The following is a 19,372-nucleotide window of genomic DNA, read 5'->3' as shown; positions in this document are numbered from 1 at the left end:
CCTTTACTCAAAGACAACTCCAACCGATCCTTTAAAACCGCGTAGGCTACCTTAACCTCCAGCTTCATATCCTTGTAACGTTCACTCTCAAACAAAATTTTAGGGAGTTTATAATAACGCTCTGATGTCTGATATTGATTAGCGGTAATTCGTTTCATGATTGTCCCTCCAAGACTAAAATTCCAATATTTCCATATTCATCAAATCGGATTAAACCTGTTTGTTCCATTTCATTTACCAGTTGAGTTGCTTTCTCAATATCAACTCCTAAAATAGCCACGAGATGACACATCACGATTTGGCGTGATGATTGTTCCTTCTTTTGCATGAATTCCTCCTGAAAATAAAAAAACGAGAACACTTAGTAAAATGTCCTCGCTTGTGCGATATGATATTATAAATAAAAAATAAATTTTTCCTCCTTAATGACAGATTGTAGAACACTCAAATCCTTGATTTGACAGCGTTTTAAGCACCTGTCATTATTATGACACAATCCCCACCTGGAAAAGCAACACCAGACCAACGATAACGCTTGGGATCTCGAATCTGTACAACGACCTTCCCTTCCTTATCTTCGATTAGACACATGTTGGTCAAAGTGACCATTTCTTTTCTAGCCATTTTCTCCCTCTTTCTGTTTTAAAATCATTCTATATTCTGTGCGTTCTGCGCCTAAATTGACTGTTTTTTTGACACCATCAAATCGGAACCCCACTTTTTCATAGAAGGTAATGGCACGCGCATTCCCCTCCAAGACCCAGAGAGTAATGGTTTCGTAGCTCTGCAATTTTTCCAAAGCCGCCTGCATGAGCTGGTAACCAATCTTCTGATCATAATAGTCCGCCAAGACATAGAGGGCGTAGAGCTCCCCTGCACCTTGCAAATCCTCCTGACTAGACGAGCCGTAACAGGCAAAACCAACCACCTTATCATCCATCACAGCAATCAGGATATTCTGAGGATACCGAACTGCCCAGTCTTGACAGCGTTCTAAGGTGTAAGTATTCTTTAAAAATTCCTGAGGTAACAAGTCAGCATAGGCCTCCTGCCATGATTTCCAATGAACATAGGCCTTACCTAGCATTTCACTTTTCGTTTCCAGTGGTTTAATCATCATCTAATGTACCTCCGAATTTTTCCTCTAGTATACATTAAAAAACAAGTTGGCACAAGACCCAATGTCATTAATTTAACTAACCTATCACGTTTTGTGGTGGGTTAGTTAACTTAATGACATTGCCGTCAACTCTTTCTTACCTTTTTTATCAAATCTAACAGCTAATAACAGGAGAGACACTCCACCCACCACCAATAGTCCGGTTTCTACAGAGCCAGTATTTGGCAAAACTTGAGACGTGCTTGTCGATGGAGTAGATGCTGTGCCAGTAGCTGGACGATAGATCAGGTAATAATTTGCATCCGTTTCCTGAGCTAAGCCAGGCAAGTCACGAATAATCAACTCCTTTTCTGCATCTGTCAATTCTTGCTCTGTCACATAGGAATAATTGATAGACTGAGCACTAGCTGACGGTGCCGCTGCGACCGATGACGCCAAAAACAAACTTGCTACAGCTGCCGAGACAAGTCCAATTGACAGTTTCCGAAAACCGAACCGCTGTCGTTTTTCACCAAAAATATTTTTTATAAAAACTCCCCCTATTCCCTAAATAGTATAGAAACCATTATAACCTTTTATAGGGACGAGGCTGGGCAAAAAGTCCAAAGCCACTTCTCAGAGTTCGTATCAACATCTCAGCGCAGTGGTTGATTGGGTTTAACAGTCCAGTGGACTGTTAAAGGTTGGAGATAAGATTTGCGAAGCAAATCTCAGCAATTCGCATTTTACACTCCAAATCTGGCCTATACGACTGATGCGAACAGAGTTCGCTTCATCTCCAACCTCAAACTGTCTCCCAGACAGTTTGAGCTGTGCAGGGGTGGGAGTGAAACAGTCTGGGAATAGACTGTTTCAGCTCAACAACTTAAAACGAAAAATTGTTGACGAACTCTTCTTATGAATGGTTGAGTTCTTTCCCACTCCCAAGTCCACAAGTAAAAATTTTAAGTATTATAAAAGGTGGCAGGTCAATTTCTACCTGCCGCCTCTTGTAATTTCATTCTACTTAAATCACTGAACCTAGTAACTCTTACTACGTATTCTTCAACTCAATGACCATGTCACGAATCTGGGCTGCCAGTTCAAAGTCAAGTACTTCTGCTGCTTCCTGCATCTGACCTTCCAGTTTCTTGATCATAGCCTTGCGTTCGTCTTTGTTGAGGGCATTGAAGTCGACCACTTCTTCCTTGTCCTGATTGATAGCCTTGGTCACGCTTATCAGGTCACGGATTTCTTTCTTAATGGTCTGTGGAATAATGCCATGCTCTTCATTATAAGCCATCTGGATTTGACGGCGGCGGGCTGTTTCGTCCATAGCCTTGCGCATGGACTCGGTGACCTTGTCCGCATACATGATGACATGACCTTCAGAGTTACGGGCCGCACGACCAATTGTCTGGATGAGCCCTCGTTCATTACGGAGGAAACCTTCCTTGTCAGCATCTAGAATAGCAACCAGACTGACTTCTGGCACGTCAATCCCTTCACGCAAGAGGTTAATCCCTATCAAGACATCAAAGACGCCTAAACGCAAATCACGAATAATCTCCGTACGCTCCAAGGTCTTAATGTCCGAGTGCATATACTTGACCTTGACACCCATTTCTTTCAGGTAGTCGGTCAAGTCCTCTGCCATTTTCTTAGTCAGGGTAGTGATAAAGGTCCGCTCACCCTTCTCAACACGGGCATTGATTTCACCCAAGAGGTCATCCATTTGACCCATGGTTGGACGGACTTCCACTTCTGGATCCAAAAGCCCTGTCGGCCGAATAATCTGCTCGACAACGGTATCAGTCTGCTCCATTTCATAATCACCCGGCGTCGCAGATACATAGACAATCTGGTGGACATGACTCTCAAATTCTTCCCTGCGCAGCGGACGATTGTCCAGTGCACTTGGGAGGCGGAAACCATAATTGACCAACATCTCCTTGCGTGAGCGGTCACCATTGTACATCCCCTTAATCTGCCCCATGGTCATGTGACTCTCGTCAATCATAATCAGGTAGTCTTCAGGGAAAAAGTCCAGCAGAGTATAAGGAGGCTCGCCCTCGCTTCGCCCGTCCATGTGTCGTGAATAGTTCTCAACTCCGTTGGTGTAACCCATTTCCCGCAGCATTTCGATATCGTAGTCGGTCCGTTGTTTCAATCGCTGAGCTTCTAAGAGTTTTCCTTCTGCCTCAAAGACCTTGAGCTGCTCTTCCAGTTCCGCCTGAATCTTGGCAATGGCCGTTTCCATGTGGTCGTCGTTGGTCACGAAGTGGGTGGCAGGGAAAATCGCCAAGTGGTCCACATCGCCCAAGACCTTACCTGTCAGGCTTTCAATCTCACGAATGCGGTCGATTTCATCCCCGAAAAACTCCACACGGAAGGCGTGTTCATCACGAGAAGCTGGAAAAATCTCCACCACATCCCCACGCACACGGAAACGTCCCCGTTGGAAGTCAATGTCGTTGCGCTCAAACTGGATATCTACCAGAGAATTGAGCAACTGGTCACGGGAAATCTCCTGACCTGGTCGCAGACTGACCACGCTGTCAGAATATTCCTTGGGCGAACCCAAACCATAGATACAAGAAACCGAAGCTACAACAATAACATCGTTTCGCTCCAGCAGGGCTGAGGTTGCTGAGTGACGGAGTTTGTCAATCTCATCATTGACCGAGCTATCCTTCTCAATATAGGTATCGCTGGACGGGACATAGGCTTCGGGCTGGTAGTAATCGTAGTAGGACACGAAGTATTCTACCGCATTTTCTGGGAAGAACTCTTTGAACTCACTATAAAGCTGACCAGCCAAGGTCTTGTTGTGGGCGATAACCAGAGTGGGCTTATTGACACGGGCAATGACCTGACTCATGGTGTAGGTCTTACCAGTACCAGTCGCCCCCATGAGAATCTGGGCTTTTTCGCCCCCCTCGATGTTATCAACCAAGGTTTCAATGGCTTGGGGCTGGTCGCCAGATGGGGAATATTTCGATACAAGTTTAAATTGGTTTTCAGTATTTCGATTAATCATACTTCTATTTTATCATAAGTTCGACTAATGGAGAAACATTATAAACCATTCACAACTATGTCCAAAATATTAAATTTTCTCACATTTTAATGACTTTGTATGTTAGAACTTCTAACATTATAAAAGCCTCGATTTTGCATTAATTTTCAGAATATGATATACTAGGACAGTTATTTTATAATAGAAGGAGTATGGAAATGAAGAAAAAATTACTCATATTATTGGCAAGCATTCTGCCAGTATTCTTTATTTTTACTGGCGTTAAAGCTGACGATACTATTGATATCGTATTTGACAATGCTTACGCCCCATTCGAGTTTAAAGACTCAGATCAAATTTATAAAGGATTAGATGTTGACATCATCAACGAAGTAGCCAAGCGCTCAGGTTGGACCATGAATCAAAGCTTCCCAGGATTTGATGCAGCTGTAAACGCTGTACAGGCTGGATCTGCGGACGCCCTAATGGCAGGTACAACTATCACCGAAGCGCGTAAGAAAGTATTTACTTTCTCAGACCCTTATTTCGACACCAAAATCGTTATCGCTACCACAAAAGCAAATACCATCTCTTCATATAAGGACCTTAAAGGCAAGACTGTCGGTGTCAAAAACGGTACCGCAGCCCAAAACTTCCTAGATGAAAACAAAGACAAGTACGGATACAACGTAAAAACTTTTGATACTGGCGATTTGATGTATAATAGCCTTTCTGCTGGTGCTGTTGATGCAGTCATGGACGACGAAGCGGTTATTCAATACGCTATCCAACAAGGTCAAGACCTAAGCATTGACATCGAAGGCGAAGCAATCGGTTCATTTGGTTTCTCTGTAAAAAAAGGTAGCCAATATGAATATCTTGTTGAAGACTTTAACAAGGCTTTAGCTGAGATGAAGAAAGATGGCACCTACGAAACAATCATGAACAAATGGTTAGGAACTTCTACCACTTCTGCCGAAAGTACAGATTACTCATCTCGTTTAAGCTTAACAGGAAACGCATCAGCTAAAGCAACACCTGTCAAATCAAGCTACACAATTGTGGCAGATTCTTCTTTTGCTCCATTTGAATACCAAGATGAATCAGGTAACTATGTCGGAATCGATATGGAATTAATCAAGGCAATCGCTGAACAACAAGGATTTACCATTACCATTCAAAACCCTGGGTTCGACGCTGCACTAAATGCTGTTCAAGCTGGACAAGCTGATGCAGTTATTGCCGGTATGTCTATCACAGATGCTCGTAAGGAAATCTTTGACTTCTCAAACGCCTACTATACTTCAAACATCCTATTAGCTGTTAAAAATGGTAGCGACATCGCTTCTTACGAGGACTTAAAAGGGAAAACTGTTGGAGCTAAAAATGGTACTGCTTCATATAGCTTCTTAGAAGAAAACAAGGCAAAATATGGTTACACCCTAAAAGCCTTCGACGAAGCTTCAAGTATGTATGACAGTTTAAACTCTGGTTCTATTGATGCTCTTATGGATGACGAAGCCGTTCTTCTATATGCCATCCAACAAGGTCGCAACTTTGCAACACCAATTCCTGGCGAAAAATCAGGTGAGTACGGATTTGCCGTTAAAAAAGGTGCCAACCCAGAATTAATTGAAATGTTTAACAATGGCTTAGCTACCCTAGTTGAATCAGGCAAGTATGATGAAATCCTTAATAAGTATTTCAACTCAACTGAAGAAGCAAGCACAACGACTTCAACTGTTGATGAGACAACGATTGTTGGTCTTTTGAAAAACAACTACGGTCAATTGCTCTCAGGTCTTGGTATCACAATTGGACTTGCCCTTCTATCATTTGCTATTGCAATTGTCATCGGTATTATCTTCGGTATGTTTGCTGTCAGCCCTGTTAAAGCACTCCGTGTTACTTCATCTGTTTTTGTAGATGTTGTTCGTGGTATTCCGCTCATGATTGTCGCTGCATTCATCTTCTGGGGTATCCCAAACTTGATTGAATCCATCACAGGTCAACAATCACCAATTAACGACTTTGTTGCTGGTACCATTGCCCTATCCCTCAACTCTGGTGCCTATATTGCTGAGATTGTTCGTGGTGGTATTCAGGCAGTTCCAGCTGGTCAGATGGAAGCATCTCGCAGTTTGGGTATTTCCTACGGAACAACCATGCGTAAGATTATCCTACCTCAAGCTGGTAAAATTATGTTGCCTAACTTCATCAACCAGTTTGTTATTACTCTGAAAGATACTACTATCATTTCTGCGATTGGTTTGGTCGAACTCTTCCAAGCAGGTAAAATCATTATTGCACGTAACTACCAATCCTTCCGTATGTATGCAATTCTTGCCATCATTTATTTGGTAGTTATCACACTCTTGACTCGCTTAGCACGCAAACTCGAAAAAGGAGGCAAATAATGGCTCAATTAAAAATTAACGTCCATGACTTACACAAGTCTTATGGTAAAAACGAGGTCCTCAAAGGTATTACTGCTAAGTTCTATGAAGGCGATGTTGTTTGTATCATCGGTCCTTCTGGTTCAGGTAAATCGACCTTCCTTCGTACAATGAACTTACTTGAAACCATTACAAGTGGTCAAGTAATAGTCGATGGATATGACTTAACCGATCCTAAGACAGATGTTGACGCCTTCCGTTCAAATGTCGGAATGGTATTCCAACACTTCAACCTCTTCCCTCATATGTCTGTACTTGACAATATCACATTTGCGCCAATCGAACACAAATTGATGGACAAGTCTGAAGCTGAAAAGGTCGGCATGGAATTATTGGAAAAAGTAGGATTGGCAGACAAACGCGATGCTATGCCAGACAGCCTTTCAGGTGGTCAGAAGCAACGTGTTGCTATCGCTCGTGCCTTGGCTATGAACCCAGACATCATGCTCTTTGACGAACCAACTTCTGCCCTTGACCCTGAAATGGTTGGCGATGTACTCAATGTTATGAAAGACTTGGCTGAGCAAGGTATGACCATGTTGATCGTAACTCACGAAATGGGCTTCGCCCGCAAGGTCGCTAACCGTGTTATCTTTACGGATGGCGGTGAGTTCCTTGAAGATGGTACCCCAGAGCAAATCTTTGATAACCCACAACACCCACGTTTACAAGACTTCCTAGATAAGGTATTGAATGTGTAGATATGCAAAAAGCCTTTGACCCAAAGAGTCAAGGCTTTTTTAGCATTTCATAATACAATTACAATATCATCTTGTAAGACCAACCTTTCTTTGTCTTTTCAACAGCTTCAAAGCCACATTTCTCAAATAGTTTACGGGAGCCCGTATTCCAGTCATAAATTTCTTCGACAAGTATTTCCTCAAGACCCACTTCCCTTGCACGCTCGATCATTCGCTGTAATACCTTAGTCCCGATTCCCTTTTTCCAATACCGCTTATCTCCAATGGCAATGGCAAAATCATCTGCAAACAGCGTCACATCACCAATTGGGATAAACTGATCGTCTTCAAAAATTTCAATAAAGTAACATTCGCCATTTTTAGACAAATAATCATACATACGATTGAGCAAGTCAAGACTATAACGTTCTTTATCGCCATCAACAAGCCAGACCAATTCTAGATCTTGGTGCCATTCAAAAGCAAAATCATGCTGACCATCATACCGACGTAAACGGACTTGTTTGTCTATTTCTAAAATATCTGCTTGCTTAATTCCAGTGATTGCCATTTCGGATCCTCTCTCATTTACAATAAGTTCATTTTAACATACATCTCTATCAATATCAATAAATGTTATAGCATGCTAATTGACAAGATTTTATCAAAATGCTATACTGAAATAAATAAAGCATGCGAGGTAAGGAGAAATGGACAATAACAAGTAAACTCAATCTAAGTTCTATACTTATTTAGTAGTTTTCTTGCGTCCATTTTTCTGTTTCCTCTATTCCTTGAATAGGGTCTTTTTGAGCAGATTTCGACACACTACTAAATAGGTAGTGTGTTTTTTCTTGTAAAGGAGGCCCTATGCTACTAACCACTCAACATTTATCTCTCGACCATCAAAAAGATTTAAGAACCTTGGTTCACGACCTAAACTTCATTGTCAACCCTGGCGATAAAATAGCCATCATCGGGGAAGAAGGAAATGGCAAATCCAGTCTATTACTCACCTTGATGGACTCAACTCTTGTTGCTGACTACCTGCTTCAATCAGGCAATATTCAACGAAATTTTTGCTCACCAGTCTACATTCCCCAAAGTCTTCCACTGGAAATAGCAGAGCTAACCTTGAACGACTACTTCTTCGGAGATATGGACAGTGACATTGATTACGGCCTACTCTACCTCTATGCTGAGCAACTCCAGTTTAACAGTGAGCGATTTGCCAGTCAACAATTGATTGGAAGCCTGTCAGGTGGCGAAAAATTAAAAATTCAGTTAATCAAATCTCTAGCAACTCCATCTGATATTATTTTTCTGGATGAACCATCCAATGACTTGGATTTAGATACCTTACTTTGGCTTGAAAACTATATCATCACGAACCCTAAAACCATTCTATTTGTTTCCCATGATGAAGACTTTCTTAGCAAAACAGCCACAAAAATCATTCACCTAGAATCGGTTAAGAAGAAAACACTTGCTCAAACCAAGGTTGAAGAACTGGACTACCAGGATTACGCATTGAGACGCCAACAAGCCTATCAGAAACAAGTCCAACAAGCTCGGAACGACAAAAAAGAATTTGACAAAGCTATGAACAAGCACCTACGTCAAAAATCACAGGTTCGTCATACCTTGCTCAACACCCATGATGCCACACTAGGACGGCTCATAGCCAAGAAAATGAAAAATGTCTTATCACGTGAAAAACGCTATGAAAGAATGAAAGAAAATCTCACACAAGTTCCTTTTCATGAAGATGCTATTTCCCTCTTCTTCTCAGACATTTCACCACTACCAGCTAGAAAACAAGTGCTTCACTTAGAAAACTTCCAATTAAAGGTTGACGAGCAACTACTCGTTCAAAACATCCATTTCAACATAAATGGGCAAGATAAGATTGGTATCATTGGACAAAATGGAATTGGTAAATCCAGCTTTCTAAAGATAATCTATAAAGAATTCAGGCAACGAGCGGATATAAACTTGGGCTACATGCCCCAGCACTATACAGAAGTCCTTGATGAGTCTAAAACTCCACTTGATTTTTTATTAGAAAATGGCAATCGTGAGCAGGAACAACTTATCTTAACACATCTAGCCAGTCTGCAGTTTACACGACAAGAAGTTCATCACAAGATCTGTGAACTTTCGGGGGGACAAAAAGCCAAGTTACTCTTGTTAAAAATGGTTCTTGATCAAGCCAATTTTCTCTTATTAGATGAACCAAGCCGAAACTTCTCTCCTACTTCTCAGCCATATATTCGTCAACTATTTGCCGATTATCCAGGTGGCTTGGTATGCGTATCACACGACAGACGCTTTTTGAAAGAGGTTTGTCAAAGAATCTACCGACTAACTGAGAATGGACTGGAAGAACTAGAACATATATAAAAAAGGAAACTGGCACACACGCCAAATTTCCTTTTATTTATTCATAAAGAATGAAATCATGCCATTCGATTCACAACCTATAATTTATCAAGAGCAAGTTGCAAATCTTCAATCAAATCATTGATATTTTCAAGACCAACAGATAGGCGGATTTGATTTGGTGTTACACCTGCTGCAATTTGGTCTGCTGGTGCTAATTGAGCGTGCGTGGTTGTAGCTGGATGAACTACTAGTGATTTAGCATCGGCAACGTTTGCTAGATTAGAAAAGATTTCCAAACTATCAATAACCTTACGCGCTTCTTCTGCTCCGCCTTTTACTTGGAAAGAGAAAATAGAGCCAACTCCCTTAGGCAGGTACTTATCCGCCAAAGCCTTATAAGGACTATCTGGAAGTGATGGATAATTGACCGACTCTACCTGAGGATGACTAAGTAAAAAGTCAACAATTTTTTCAGCATTAGACACATGACGCTCTACACGGAGAGACAAGGTTTCTAACCCTTGTAAAAGTAAGAAAGCGTTGAATGGAGCAAGGGCAGCACCTGTATCGCGAAGCAATTGTACACGAACTGCTACAATAAATGCTGCAGCACCAATATCACGAGTATAACTAATGTTATGATAGCTTGGATCTTCTTCAACAAATTGCGGAAACTTACCAGATGTCGCCCAGTCAAACTTGCCGCTATCGACAATCACACCGCCAATGGTCGTACCATGCCCACCGATAAACTTGGTTGCTGAATGGACTACAATATCAACACCATGAGAAAATACATTAATCAAATATGGGGTTGCGAAGGTATTATCTGAAACAAGCGGGATATGGTGGTTGTGTGCAATTTCTGCTAATTTTTCAAGATCAGGAATATTGATAACAGGATTTCCCAAGGTTTCAATAAATACCAGTTTTGTATTATCTTTAATCGCAGCTTCTACCGCTTCAAAATCATCAATATCTACAAAGCTTGTTGTAATACCATAGCGAGGAAGGGTTTCTTTGAATAGGTTAAAAGTCCCACCATAGAGTGTCGTTGCCGCCACAATGTGATCTCCAGCATGTGCTAGCGCTAGAATAGTGTATGTGATGGCTGCCATTCCTGAAGAAGTGGCCAAGGCACCAATCCCACCTTCTAAGGCTGCTACACGATTTTCAAAAGTAGAGACCGTCGGATTCGTGATACGAGTATAGATATTCCCCGGTTTACGTAAAGCGAATAAATCTTCTGCTTCTTGAGCATCTTCAAATACATAGGAAGTGGTTTGATAAATCGGTACTGCACGTGATTTTGACGCGGGGTCAACTTCCTGCCCAGCATGGAGTTGAAGGGTTTCAAATGAAAATTCTCTAGTCATAAAGGTACTCCTTTGATCTTTTTCTGTATTCTACCTCATTTTTACCATCTTGACTAATACTTAAACATTAGAGATATGTATAGTTAACAACTATAGCCACTAATCAGTTATCCTATAAGAAAAATTTTTCCATATTACATGGATACTAAACAAGCACTTAAATGACTAAAATGTCAGTCAGTAAAACTGCAAACTTACATTCCAACACAAAAAAGATATTCTCGTAAAGTCGGTATGATTGGTCATGCAATCAATGGCATAGAGGAAGCTATGTTTGCAATGCTCTATGAAGCTGATCGGACTTATTATCGTTGTCAACATTGCGGTTACCGATTTTCTAGAAAGGAGAATCGTTTTATTTCTAACATCGAATAACCTCCCTGATTTTAATAGCTATAATTCAAAAACATTCACTCCAATTTTTATTAGCTGAAATATAATCCTATAAACGCATCAGTAGACTTCTTTCTTTAAGATTCTAAGCTGATGCGCTTTTTATTTATCTGTTACTCCAATCAGCATGAGATGTTTTCCTACAACTGCATCAGTTAACTGACTAACTTAAAAATTCCTGTCCAATTTAGAAATGCCTTTCGACGCATTTGTTCGATTTCACAGCGAAATAATCCTGCTAATGTTGCTCTATTTAAAACAATATCATTCTTACGAGAAAGGCTAGTTACTTTATTTACAAGCGTCTCGACTTCTTCACCATCTCTAATTCCCATATCCCATAACTCTTGAAGTACCGATTTTTTATACATTTTCTCATATTCTGCCATACCTTGTAGAGTCCAGTAACGTTCATTATTCTCAACTTCTAACCATTGCCACACAATTTCTGTATCAGCTACATTAGGTTTTTCATGCTGACAGGATAGACAGAGGACCATCTGATTAGCCAGGCTCGTATCCTTGCTCCATTTGCTTGATACAATCTGACACACAGCTACACCATGAGAACTTTTACATCTCCAGCATTTTCCTTCAAGCAATTCATCAGCGCTCAAAATTCCTCTTTCTATCAAAGTATCATTCCAATACTCTGCAACTTTCGATACTTCAGCTTTCTTATTCAACAAATCAAACATTTTCATTCTCCTACTATAATTACTTTTCTAATATCTGTGTCCGAACCATACTAGCCTGCAACATTGCTAACTCCACTACACAAGAATAATGACTCAAATCAAGATTTTCCAACAAACGATAAGATACAAATAACTTCGGTTGTAATCGTGTGAGAGGTTTTGACCATATTACCGCTTCTGACTGGAATTGTTTGAGTGCCTGAAAATAAATCTGATTGACTGTAAGATAGGCTCTACCATTTAGTAAATATGCGTAATCTTGTATTAAATCTCTACAAAACGAAGCTACCCAAATAGCTGCGGTCTTCTCAGAATCAGTATCGTAATCGGCTAATAAGTCCAGCGTAATCAGACTTCCTTTTCCAAAATCCTTCGATTTCTGATCTCGCAATTTTTCAGTATTTATCGGAGTCGTCAAACCAAAATGATTAGCATAGGTTTCCCACTCTTTATAAATATCATTCCAAGAAATCTCTGTCATCCTTTTCATTTGCGACTCCTATTTTTCTTTTTGTGAGATTATCATAACACCGTTTTGATTTTTTGTCAAACATGTTAAACAAAATTTGCAAAAAATATTTTTTAATGGTATAATTGGTTAAACAGATAAGGAGACAACCATGATTTTAGGTGATATTTTAAAAGAATACCGAAGCAAGAATAAATTATCAATGGATAAATTCGCTGAATTATCTGGTTTAACAAAAGGTTATATTTCTATGTTGGAAAAGAACCAGCATCCCAAAACCAAAAAAGCTCTCCTGCCAACGATGGATACGCTAGAAAAAGTCGCTAAGGGCATGGCTATATCGGTTGGTGAGCTAATCGAGCAACTAGATTCCAATCAGGATATAGCTTTAACGATTACTCCTTCCCAATTTAAACTCTTTCAACAGCCTATTCATCCAGAGGTTCAAACCTTGGACAATGAATTAAAAGGTGATTTCCATGCACAATGGTTAACTTTTGGTCAAGAACAGTTATCAGCTATGCAAACTGCCTCAGTTACTCCTGCTGCTTCTATTCTTCACTTGGATGACTATCGGGAGCGAATCGAATTACCTGTTCCTGGTAAGGTTTCTGCCGGTACAGGTTACTGGCAGGATACAGATATGAACAATCTTGTATCATTCTATAACGATGAGATTCCAGATAACCAATCTTATGATACAATCGCTCAGGTTGTGGGAGATTCTATGGCTCCGCATATCGAGGATGGAGACTATCTCTTCATTCGCCTAACTCCTCATATTCCTCTAAATACGATCGGAATTTTTTCAGTCAATGGGGAAAATTTTGTTAAAAAGTTCAAAGGTGACTATTTGCAATCACTCAATTCTGACTATGATGATATCTATTTTAGCCCAGAAGACGATATTCGGCCTATTGGTCAAGTTGTAGATATTTATAGTCCAGATTGATTTCTAAGCCTAGTTAATCACTAGTTATATTGGCTACATTCATCCATCTGGTTTTGGAAAGTCTGTTCGTATAGCTGGCGTTTTTTCCTACTGAAAACAAACTGAAAAGCACAGTAAAAGGAGGCTATGACAGCCTCCTTTTTATATGTCAAATTGGAAAAGTCCATTACCAGATAGTTATTTGACAACAAGTTAATGATTAAATAATTATTCTGCTACCCTTATGTCTTTGATTGTCCTCTTACTATTTGTCTAAAGTGTGGAGATTGCTTATTATGATGAAAATCGCTAGAGCTTTTTGTGATTTTCTAAGGTTATGTTCAAAAGTTACAACATCTTGAACACATAGTAGTTACGACACGAATAACCTTAGCCTACTTCTGATTGAACCGGGTAGCAAGGCTAAATAATGAGTTAATGCTATGCATTTGACAATGGATATCACAAATAGATATAAAACAGGGATAACGGACTTTTCCCCTACTAGCATCCCTCTCTTTTTATTAGAGAAAGATGGCTAATAGTATATACACTTCTACGAACGCTAAAGAACTCCTTTCAACAATTCAGATGGCGTTCAACATCTTAACTAACTATTTCCTTTTTTCAATTAGATTATACCACTATTATAAAACGCTTTCAAATAATTATGTGCTCCAAAGTCAACTTTTTTGCTTTTCTTTTTCCTTGATAAAGTTTTCCCACATTTTTTGTTGCGGCTTAGCAAATGGGTAGGTAGGAAAATCTTCTACAGAAACCCATTTCAATTCTTTTGATTCTGGAAGGTTAAGTGTTTCTGCCACACCTTCTACCATTTCTATCTGCCATTTGCGGTGACTAAAAATGTGCTGGACGATGCCAAATTCTTGCTCTTGCCAATCAACAGTCAGACCATAAAGTTCCGTAAAGCTCTGCCGAATATCTGGCTGAACAACTTCTTCTGCAACTTCAAAGAGAGAGACTTGTTTGTCAACGATTGCTCCTTTTTCCAAAAGCGGAAAAGACCAGAAACCTGATAGAAGACCTGCTTCATTATTTTTTTCCAATAAAAATTGATTGTCTTTATTTCTGATGAGAAATCCCTGGTAGGCCACGGGAATCGGCTTTTTCTTTGGTGCTTTGATTGGATACTTATCCATTGTACCGTTTAAGTAGGCTGCGCTAAAGGCTTTGACTGGGCTGTCCTGGGGACGTGGATTAACTGGCGATTCAATATCCGACCCTAGATCCATCAGAGCTTGGTTGAAATCGCCCGGTCGCTCTGGATCAATCAATAGCTCCATCATCGCTTGGAAAATCTTGCGATTGGCAGGAAGCCCAATGTCATAATCAACCTCAAACAAGCGGCTGAGAACCCGCATCACATTGCCATCTACCGCTGGTTCTGGCAAATTAAAAGCAATACTGGAAATTGCTCCAGCAGTATAGGGACCAATGCCCTTTAGGCTTGAAATGGCTGCATGCGTGGTCGGAAATTGCCCATCAAAATCTTCTACCATTTGCTGAGCCGCCTTTTGCATATTCCGCACGCGCGAATAATAGCCCAATCCCTCCCAGAGTTTGAGAATGACCTCCTCTGGTGCTTGTGCTAAATCACTAATCGTAGGCAAGTGATGGAGAAAACGTTCATAATAAGGAATGACCGTGTCTACTCTTGTCTGTTGAAGCATGATTTCAGAAACCCATATAGCATACGGATCCTTGGTCCTTCTCCAAGGCAAATCACGTTTATTGGCATCATACCAATCTAAGAGTGCCTTGCGAAAAGCTTGAATCTTTTCCTCCGGCCACATTTCAATTCCATATTCTTTCAAATCTAACATACATCTAGTATAACACAAAGAAAGGGAGCCAGCTTTTGCCAACTCCCTTATATCGTTTATAATCAAAATCAAACTAGCTCCAAAGGTTTGGGGAAACTTTGGAGGTTGGAAATAGAACGAACGAATTTGTTTTTCTAAATCTAGCCAAGACTGTCTGCTTTTGATGTTCGAAGAGTTTTATTCTACTTTTCCTGTTACAAACATGGTAAAACTTGCTGAAGTAAGTAGCTGTTTATCTTGATTTTCTATCTTAACTTCGACGACCTTTGTTCTACTTCCATCATGTGTGCAAGAGCCTATTACTGATAAGGTATCACCAAGTTTAGCTGCCTTCATATAATGGATATTGGACTGTAGGGTGACAGAATAAGAACCCCGTGCTACCGTTGTCAGACCTGCAACTGAATCTGCCAATGTGAAAAGAAAGCCTCCATGTGCCATACCGTATGGATTGAGAGATTTTTCCGTCACCTTTGTAGTCAGTAGCACCTCTTTCTCATTGAGCATTGTAGCTTGATAGTCATCTAAAACCGTAATCGGTTGTAAGTTTAATTTATCTAACACTTTCATCCTCCTCTGTCTGCTGACTTGTTTGCATTTGATAATAAACGCCTTGTTCAGCCATCAACGCTTCATGGTTCCCTTGTTCAACAATTTTTCCATCCACCATGACCAAAATCAAGTCAGCTGATTGAATGGTTGATAGGCGATGAGCAATAATAAAACTGGTCCGTCCTTCCATCAATTTGGCAAATGCTTCCTGTACTAAAATTTCTGTCCGTGTATCAATAGAGGAGGTCGCCTCATCTAAAATCAGGATTTTAGGTATCTTGACAAAGACACGCGCAATAGACAAAAGCTGACGTTGTCCCTGGGATAAGCCTTCTCCTCCATCTGCCAAAACCGTATCGTAACCCTGTGGAAGCTGACGAATAAAGAAGTCTGCATTAGCTGCCTTTGCCGCCTCAATGACCAATTCCCGCGTGGCATTTGGATAGCCATAGGCAATATTATCATGAATGGTACCAGATTTGATCCATGTCTCCTGTAAAACCATCCCAATCTGTCTGCGAAGATCCTCACGACTGTATTGGCTAATCGGAACCCCATCTAAGACAATCTGACCAGCCGTCACATCGTAGAAACGCATAAGAAGGTTAATCATGGTTGATTTACCAGCACCAGTAGGTCCAACAATGGCTACTTTTTGTCCAGCTTTGACATCAATGTTCAACTGTTCTATCAGAGAACGGTCAGGGCTATATGAGAAAGACACATTGTCAAAGGAAATAGCTCCCTTCAACTCCTCTGAATCAATTTTCCGCTCAGCCTGATCGTCAATGCTATCTAGAGCCAAGATAGCAAACAGCCTGTCTGCACAAGCTAAGGCGCTCTGCAATTCCGATAGGACCGAAGAAATATCATTAAAAGGCTTGCTGTACTGACTAGCATAATTGAGGAAGGTTGTCAGAGATCCCACTGTAAAATTTCCTGCCATAATTCTCAGCGCTCCAAGTCCTGCAAGTAAGGCATAAATAATAGCATTGATAAACCGCGTACTTGGATTGACCGTTGAAGAGGCAAAGATAGCCTGTTGGGAATAGGTTGCATACTGGTCATTCACAACTTGAAAACCTTGCGTAAATTGCTCTTGAGCATTGAAAGATTGAACCAGTGTCAATTGACTGATGGACTCTTCCAAAAGCTGAGATTGCCTCCCACGTGCCTGAGTCTGTTGCCTATAATAACCATAGGATTTCTTAGCGATATAGCGTGCCACAAGCAGAGAAACCGGAGTCAGGGCGACAACAAGCAACATCATGGTCAAGTCAAGCCTAGCCATAGTGAAAATAGTTAAGAAAATGGTCAAGATACCAATGAAAAATTGATTGAAAATCATCAAGAGACCATTTGTTAATTGCTCACTATCACTTGAAAAACGAGCCACCAAATCACCGACTGATTGACGATCCAGATAAGATAGGGGCATCTGGTGCAGCTTCACATAGACCTGTTCACGCAAGTCGGCCACCATTCCGTAAACCAAGCGATTGGTTACCAAAGGTAAGTACCATTGCACCAGCGTATTAAGCAAGATAACCATCACCATTTTGCCTAAGATACCGAGCAAGACCTGACCATTTGCTATCAATACTGCATCGACTGCCTGACCAATCAAGATAGGCAGATAAACTGTCAGAAGGACTTGCACCAAAGTTCCCACCAACATCAAGGACATTCGAAGGGGCTGGTGTAAAACCAATCTGACCAGTTCCTTAAAACTAGATTGTCTCATAGCTATCCTCCTCTCCTTGTTGTTGCGATTGGTGAATTTCTTGATAAATAGCAGAGCTTCTCAGTAAGTCCTCATGGCGACCAAGCCCAACTTGACGCCCTTGTTCTAAGACTAAAATCTGATCAGCTGTCCGTAAACTATTGGTTCTTTGTGACACCATGATTAAGTTCTGACCTGGTAATTCCTGGCGAATAGCCACTAATAATCGACTCTCCGTCAAATAATCCAGAGCAGAGGTCGCATCATCCAAGATTAAAATCGGTGCTTTCTGTAAAATAGCGCGTGCAATGGTCAAACGTTGACGCTGTCCACCAGAAAAATTCTTCCCAAAGGCTTCGACTGGGCTATCCAGACCACCTTTATCCTCTATGAAAGATTTAGCCTGTGCAATTTCTAATGCAGACCATAGGTCACTATCAGATATTTCTTCCAATCCTAAAGATAAATTAGAACGTATAGTTCCAGCAAAAAGCTGAGCCTGTTGCGGAACGACGGCAATTTGCTGCCGCCACTCTTTTAAATTCTTAGGACTTTTTCCATCAATGAAGAGAGAGAGCTGATTTGTTGGCACTGAATAGAGTGCCTGCAATAAATCTACTAGGGTGGACTTACCTGACCCAGTTCCCCCGATAATTCCCATAAACTGGCCTTTACGTAAGTCAAAAGCAATGTCAGACAGGGACTCCTCAGCAGATTTTGGATAAGAAAAGGAAAGATGACGCACAGAAAAGATAATCTCCTTATCCTCACTAACCACTATTGGCAAACTAGACTCTACATCCTCAGATGTTTGGTCAAAAACCTCTTGAATACGTTGCGCTGAAATATAGGTCTGGTTGAGAGTAGACACGACCATAATCATCTTGACCAATTCAACTAAAATTTGAAGAAGGTAGTTGATAAGAGCGACCAACATCCCCTGTTCCAACAAATTGTGTGAAATGGCTATATTTCCCTGCCAGATGAGAATGAGTAAGGTGCCGTTGACCACTAAAAATGTCAATGGCGATAAAAGACTAGACCAAAAACCAGCCTGCAACTGTTGCTTCTTATAAATCTGATTTATGCCTTGAAAAGCCTTAATTTCCCGCTCTCTTTGTCCAAATGCACGAATCACTCGCCAACCAGTCACTGTCTCACGTACCTGCCCCACCAAACCATCTAATTCTTTTCGTATCGATTGATAAATACGGCTGGTCATAACAGAAATGACTGTCACTATAAAAATCAATAAGATAATCATTCCTAGAAAATAGGCAGATAGACTTGGGCTAATATAGAATGCCATGATGAGCGAACCAAATACGACAATTGGAGCACGTAAAAACAAACGAAGAAAAGTATTAATACCCGTTTGAATTTGTAAAGTGTCGCTAGTCAATCGTGTCAGCAAACTGGATGAGGAAAGAATATCTCGGCTAGACTTGGGAAGGGAAAGAACCTTCTGATACAAGTCATTCGTCAGCTCTTTAGTCACTCCAACCGCTGCTTTAGCTGAATAATATTGCGCTATTAGTGAAACAATAATTCCAATACATGCTAGACCAACCAGTAAAAAAAGCATAGCAACCAGGTTTCCCTGGCTGCCATTTGGAATAATTGTATCAACGATATAGGCGATAATTAATGGTACCAAAAGCTCAAAACAAGCTTCCAATAGTTTAAAAACTGGACCTAATATGGATTCCTTAATATAGTCCTTAAAATATCGTGATAAAAATTTCAT

18 protein-coding genes are annotated in these 19,372 nt (G+C 40.6%); 4 read left to right on the top strand and 14 right to left on the bottom strand.

Annotated features, from left to right (window positions below):
- The 6 genes from SST111_RS07720 to uvrB all read right to left on the bottom strand — a co-directional run.
- The coding region (locus SST111_RS07720; RefSeq protein WP_180274039.1) for a replication initiator protein A at positions 1–158 on the bottom strand (158 nt) is incomplete at its 3' end.
- Complete coding sequence (locus tag SST111_RS07715; RefSeq protein ID WP_044689879.1) at positions 155–328, bottom strand: hypothetical protein; 174 nt, start codon at positions 326–328, stop codon at positions 155–157. The genes SST111_RS07715 and SST111_RS07720, both read right to left, overlap by 4 nt.
- A 140-nt stretch (positions 329–468) precedes the next feature.
- Entirely contained in the window at positions 469–624 is a 156-nt protein-coding gene (locus SST111_RS07710) for a DNA mismatch repair protein MutT (protein ID WP_024381332.1), read from the bottom strand.
- On the bottom strand, positions 617–1,120 hold the full coding sequence (locus SST111_RS07705) for a GNAT family N-acetyltransferase (protein WP_180274038.1): 504 nt from the start codon (positions 1,118–1,120) through the stop codon (positions 617–619). The genes SST111_RS07710 and SST111_RS07705 overlap by 8 nt, the downstream gene beginning before the upstream one ends.
- A gap of 105 nt (positions 1,121–1,225) precedes the next feature.
- On the bottom strand, positions 1,226–1,639 hold the full coding sequence (locus tag SST111_RS07700; RefSeq protein ID WP_228377189.1) for a YSIRK-type signal peptide-containing protein: 414 nt from the start codon (positions 1,637–1,639) through the stop codon (positions 1,226–1,228).
- Between the two features lie 514 nt (positions 1,640–2,153).
- On the bottom strand, positions 2,154–4,139 hold the full coding sequence (gene uvrB / locus SST111_RS07695; protein WP_099810536.1) for an excinuclease ABC subunit UvrB: 1,986 nt from the start codon (positions 4,137–4,139) through the stop codon (positions 2,154–2,156).
- 197 nt (positions 4,140–4,336) lie between these two features.
- On the opposite strand from uvrB, the gene SST111_RS07690 reads away from it, so the two are divergent.
- Both SST111_RS07690 and SST111_RS07685 read left to right on the top strand, forming a co-directional pair.
- Positions 4,337–6,535 carry an ABC transporter substrate-binding protein/permease gene (locus SST111_RS07690; RefSeq protein WP_099810535.1) on the top strand — a complete coding sequence of 733 codons (2,199 nt, stop codon included), beginning with the start codon at positions 4,337–4,339 and terminating at the stop codon, positions 6,533–6,535.
- Positions 6,535–7,275: an amino acid ABC transporter ATP-binding protein gene (locus SST111_RS07685; RefSeq protein ID WP_099810534.1), complete on the top strand. Its 741-nt coding sequence runs from the start codon at positions 6,535–6,537 to the stop codon at positions 7,273–7,275. The genes SST111_RS07690 and SST111_RS07685 overlap by 1 nt, the downstream gene beginning before the upstream one ends.
- Positions 7,276–7,333: 58 nt before the next feature.
- Here the strand turns inward: SST111_RS07685 and SST111_RS07680 are convergent, their stop codons facing one another.
- On the bottom strand, positions 7,334–7,825 hold the full coding sequence (locus SST111_RS07680) for a GNAT family N-acetyltransferase (protein ID WP_099810533.1): 492 nt from the start codon (positions 7,823–7,825) through the stop codon (positions 7,334–7,336).
- A 299-nt stretch (positions 7,826–8,124) separates the two neighbouring features.
- Here SST111_RS07680 and SST111_RS07675 point away from each other — a divergent pair, with 299 nt between their 5' ends.
- Positions 8,125–9,657 (top strand): ATP-binding cassette domain-containing protein, encoded by a 1,533-nt coding sequence (locus SST111_RS07675; protein ID WP_099810532.1) that lies wholly within the window; start codon positions 8,125–8,127, stop codon positions 9,655–9,657.
- A 77-nt stretch (positions 9,658–9,734) separates the two neighbouring features.
- Here the strand turns inward: SST111_RS07675 and SST111_RS07670 are convergent, their stop codons facing one another.
- From SST111_RS07670 to SST111_RS07660, 3 genes are all read right to left on the bottom strand, one after another.
- Positions 9,735–11,015: an O-acetylhomoserine aminocarboxypropyltransferase/cysteine synthase family protein gene (locus tag SST111_RS07670; protein ID WP_099810531.1), complete on the bottom strand. Its 1,281-nt coding sequence runs from the start codon at positions 11,013–11,015 to the stop codon at positions 9,735–9,737.
- A gap of 548 nt (positions 11,016–11,563) precedes the next feature.
- A complete protein-coding gene (locus tag SST111_RS07665; RefSeq protein ID WP_024410480.1) occupies positions 11,564–12,106 on the bottom strand; it encodes a hypothetical protein in 543 nt (180 codons plus the stop codon).
- 19 nt (positions 12,107–12,125) lie between these two features.
- Entirely contained in the window at positions 12,126–12,596 is a 471-nt protein-coding gene (locus tag SST111_RS07660) for a hypothetical protein (protein ID WP_024385761.1), read from the bottom strand.
- Between the two features lie 130 nt (positions 12,597–12,726).
- On the opposite strand from SST111_RS07660, the gene SST111_RS07655 reads away from it, so the two are divergent.
- Positions 12,727–13,527: a helix-turn-helix domain-containing protein gene (locus tag SST111_RS07655; RefSeq protein ID WP_099810530.1), complete on the top strand. Its 801-nt coding sequence runs from the start codon at positions 12,727–12,729 to the stop codon at positions 13,525–13,527.
- Between the two features lie 662 nt (positions 13,528–14,189).
- On the opposite strand, the gene mutY is transcribed toward SST111_RS07655, so the two are convergent.
- The 4 genes from mutY to SST111_RS07635 all read right to left on the bottom strand — a co-directional run bounded on the left by mutY (position 14,190) and on the right by SST111_RS07635 (position 19,372).
- Positions 14,190–15,350, bottom strand: coding sequence for an A/G-specific adenine glycosylase (gene mutY, locus SST111_RS07650; protein WP_024403429.1), 1,161 nt, complete (start codon positions 15,348–15,350; stop codon positions 14,190–14,192).
- A 177-nt stretch (positions 15,351–15,527) separates the two neighbouring features.
- On the bottom strand, positions 15,528–15,920 hold the full coding sequence (locus tag SST111_RS07645) for a PaaI family thioesterase (protein WP_029751809.1): 393 nt from the start codon (positions 15,918–15,920) through the stop codon (positions 15,528–15,530).
- A complete protein-coding gene (locus tag SST111_RS07640; RefSeq protein ID WP_099810529.1) occupies positions 15,904–17,646 on the bottom strand; it encodes an ABC transporter ATP-binding protein in 1,743 nt (580 codons plus the stop codon). Before SST111_RS07640 ends, SST111_RS07645 begins: the two co-directional genes overlap by 17 nt.
- Complete coding sequence (locus SST111_RS07635; protein WP_099810528.1) at positions 17,633–19,372, bottom strand: ABC transporter ATP-binding protein; 1,740 nt, start codon at positions 19,370–19,372, stop codon at positions 17,633–17,635. Before SST111_RS07635 ends, SST111_RS07640 begins: the two co-directional genes overlap by 14 nt.

Origin of the sequence: Streptococcus suis YS161 (assembly GCF_002760245.1) — a bacterium.
Lineage (GTDB): Bacteria > Bacillota > Bacilli > Lactobacillales > Streptococcaceae > Streptococcus > Streptococcus suis_I.
This window is presented reverse-complemented; position numbering and strand designations above follow the sequence as displayed.

What these genes read in the sequence shown, in the direction of transcription:
- SST111_RS07715 (WP_044689879.1), bottom strand. Translation starts at nt 328, where the DNA reads ATGCAAAAGAAGGAACAATCATCACGCCAAATCGTGATGTGTCATCTC.
- SST111_RS07710 (WP_024381332.1), bottom strand. Translation starts at nt 624, where the DNA reads ATGGCTAGAAAAGAAATGGTCACTTTGACCAACATGTGTCTAATCGAA.
- SST111_RS07705 (WP_180274038.1), bottom strand. Translation starts at nt 1,120, where the DNA reads ATGATGATTAAACCACTGGAAACGAAAAGTGAAATGCTAGGTAAGGCC.
- uvrB (WP_099810536.1), bottom strand. Translation starts at nt 4,139, where the DNA reads ATGATTAATCGAAATACTGAAAACCAATTTAAACTTGTATCGAAATAT.
- SST111_RS07690 (WP_099810535.1), top strand. Translation starts at nt 4,337, where the DNA reads ATGAAGAAAAAATTACTCATATTATTGGCAAGCATTCTGCCAGTATTC.
- SST111_RS07685 (WP_099810534.1), top strand. Translation starts at nt 6,535, where the DNA reads ATGGCTCAATTAAAAATTAACGTCCATGACTTACACAAGTCTTATGGT.
- SST111_RS07680 (WP_099810533.1), bottom strand. Translation starts at nt 7,825, where the DNA reads ATGGCAATCACTGGAATTAAGCAAGCAGATATTTTAGAAATAGACAAA.
- SST111_RS07675 (WP_099810532.1), top strand. Translation starts at nt 8,125, where the DNA reads ATGCTACTAACCACTCAACATTTATCTCTCGACCATCAAAAAGATTTA.
- SST111_RS07670 (WP_099810531.1), bottom strand. Translation starts at nt 11,015, where the DNA reads ATGACTAGAGAATTTTCATTTGAAACCCTTCAACTCCATGCTGGGCAG.
- SST111_RS07665 (WP_024410480.1), bottom strand. Translation starts at nt 12,106, where the DNA reads ATGTTTGATTTGTTGAATAAGAAAGCTGAAGTATCGAAAGTTGCAGAG.
- SST111_RS07660 (WP_024385761.1), bottom strand. Translation starts at nt 12,596, where the DNA reads ATGAAAAGGATGACAGAGATTTCTTGGAATGATATTTATAAAGAGTGG.
- SST111_RS07655 (WP_099810530.1), top strand. Translation starts at nt 12,727, where the DNA reads ATGATTTTAGGTGATATTTTAAAAGAATACCGAAGCAAGAATAAATTA.
- mutY (WP_024403429.1), bottom strand. Translation starts at nt 15,350, where the DNA reads ATGTTAGATTTGAAAGAATATGGAATTGAAATGTGGCCGGAGGAAAAG.
- SST111_RS07645 (WP_029751809.1), bottom strand. Translation starts at nt 15,920, where the DNA reads ATGAAAGTGTTAGATAAATTAAACTTACAACCGATTACGGTTTTAGAT.
- SST111_RS07640 (WP_099810529.1), bottom strand. Translation starts at nt 17,646, where the DNA reads ATGAGACAATCTAGTTTTAAGGAACTGGTCAGATTGGTTTTACACCAG.
- SST111_RS07635 (WP_099810528.1), bottom strand. Translation starts at nt 19,372, where the DNA reads ATGAAATTTTTATCACGATATTTTAAGGACTATATTAAGGAATCCATA.